The following is a 2,127-nucleotide window of genomic DNA, read 5'->3' on the forward strand; positions in this document are numbered from 1 at the left end:
CTGGTGCTGCGGCCTGAACTACCACGAGCACGTGCAGGAGACGAACCGCGAGGTCACGGAGCAGCCGACCTTCTTCCTGCGCGTGGCCGACTCGCAGGTGGCGCATGGCCAGCCGATCGTGCGCCCGAAGGAGTCCACGCAACTGGACTACGAAGCCGAGATCGCCGTGATCATCGGCAAGGGCGGCCGGCGCATCCGCGAGGCGGACGCAGCCCGGCACATCGCTGGCTACGCCTGCTACAACGACGGCAGCGTGCGCGACTGGCAGAAGCACACCTCGCAGTGGGTGCCCGGCAAGAACTTCTGGCGCACCGGCGGCTTCGGTCCCTGGATGGTGACGGCGGACGAGATCCCCTTCGGCACCAGCATGACCCTGGTGGCGCGCTTGAACGGCCAGGAGATGCAGCGCGCGACGACGGAGATGATGATCCACAGCATCGCCCGGCAGATCGCGTACGTATCCACCATCGCCCCGCTGCAGCCCGGCGACGTGATCGTCACCGGCACGCCGGGCGGCGTCGGCGCGCGCCGCAAGCCTCCCGTCTGGATGAAGGCCGGCGACGTCGTCGAGATCGAAGTGGATCGCATCGGCGTGCTGCGCAACCCGATCGTGGACGAAGACTGAAGCCGGTTCCCGGCCAGCTTCGACAACCAGCCGCCGCAGCGACGGCGGCGCTTCCAACCCAGGAGTCAAATCGGTGAACAGCGCAACGAAGATCCAGTGGGCCGCGTGGTGCCACGTTCGAGACACGGCGGCTCGCATCCGCGCGGGCATGGGCATGGCCTTGGCGGCCGGCACCGTGTGCCTCGCGCCGGCCGCAGCCTCGGCCGCGGACTTTCCCCAGGGGCCGGTCGAGATGATCGTGCCCTTCGCCTCCGGCGGCGGACTGGACCAGAACGCCCGCGCCTTCGGCAAGGCTTTCTCGGAGGCATTGAACACGCCCGTCGCGGTGGTGAACCGCGATGGCGCCGCGGGAGCGATCGGCCTGGCTGCGCTCGCGGGCGCACGCGCCGACGGCCAGACGCTCGCCTTCACGCCCGCGGTGTCGCTCACCAGCCAGCCGCACCGTGTGAAGACGATCAAGTACGGCCTGGATTCCTTCACCCCGGTGTGCCACGTGTTCGACAACATCTTCGCCGTCGCGGTGCTGGCGAATTCGCCGTATCGGAGCATCTCGGACATCCTGGCGAAGGTGCGCGCCGAGCCGGAATCGGTCAGCTACGGCACATCGGGGATCGGCTCGATTCCCCACCTCGGAACCGCGGACATCGAAGCGGCGATGAACGTGCGGCTGAACCACGTCGCCTACAAGGGTGACGGCCCCATGATGCAGGACCTGCTGGGTGGCCGCCTGGGCTTCGGCGCCGTGCTGGCGAGTTCCGTGGCCGGGCAGGTGCAGGCCGGGACGCTGCGCCTGCTGGCCGTCTACTCCGACCATCGGCATCCGGCGTTTCCCTCCGTCCCGACGCTCAGGGAAGCCGGCGTTCCGGTGGTGCAATTGAGCTTCGGTGGCGTGCTCGCTCCGGCGAAGACGCCGCCGGCCGTCCTGGAAAAGCTGCAGGCGGGTTGCGAGCGCGCGGTCAAGTCGCCCGCCTACGTGGAGTGGGCAGCCAAGGCCGGCCAGGTGATCGAGTACCAGCCGGCCGAAGCCTTCGCCCGCAAGCTCCGCGAGGACAGCCGCAGCAAGGAGGTCACGATCAAGCGCCTGGGGCTCTGAGGCGTTTTACCCGGGCGATATTGACGCGGCATTTTTGCCCCGAAACGGAGGCTCCGCGGGGGCGGGGCCGTCCCCCCCTCGGGGTGGTCGCGCGTGAAGTCACCTTGCTGCCCGACCAGTGGGAATGGCTCGCTGCGCAACCCGGCGGCGCCTCGTTCGCGGCCGACCTCGAAGCCTTTGGCGGGCGCATCGAACGCTGGCCCGCGGATGTGCGGCAGCACCTGCTTCGGCTCGCCGATCCGGACTACGAGGGCAGCTCACCCCAAGGCTAGATGCCGGCGTACCAGTTGTACCCCCGGTCCTCCCAATAGCCGCCCTCGCCGGCGCCGATGTCCTCGAAGCTGGCGACCACCTGCACCCGGTGCAGGTACTTGGGCTGCTTGTAGCCCAGCTGCCTTTCGATCCTGGC

2 protein-coding genes and 1 pseudogene are annotated in these 2,127 nt (G+C 69.0%); all 3 read left to right on the forward strand.

Annotation, left to right across the window (positions count from 1 at the left end; translation table 11 throughout):
• Positions 1 to 625 (forward strand): fumarylacetoacetate hydrolase family protein (locus VFM98_RS00940; RefSeq protein ID WP_325108008.1); only part of this gene is annotated, 625 nt, incomplete at its 5' end.
• 73 nt (positions 626 to 698) lie between these two features.
• Positions 699 to 1,718: a tripartite tricarboxylate transporter substrate binding protein gene (locus tag VFM98_RS00945; RefSeq protein WP_325108009.1), complete on the forward strand. Its 1,020-nt coding sequence runs from the start codon at positions 699 to 701 to the stop codon at positions 1,716 to 1,718.
• Positions 1,719 to 1,756: 38 nt separating this feature from the next.
• Positions 1,757 to 1,990, forward strand: a pseudogene (locus tag VFM98_RS00950) (DUF2239 family protein); the annotation flags it as partial.
• Positions 1,991 to 2,127: the final 137 nt, after the last annotated feature.

Source organism: Ramlibacter sp. (assembly GCF_035706265.1).
Lineage (GTDB): Bacteria > Pseudomonadota > Gammaproteobacteria > Burkholderiales > Burkholderiaceae_C > Ramlibacter.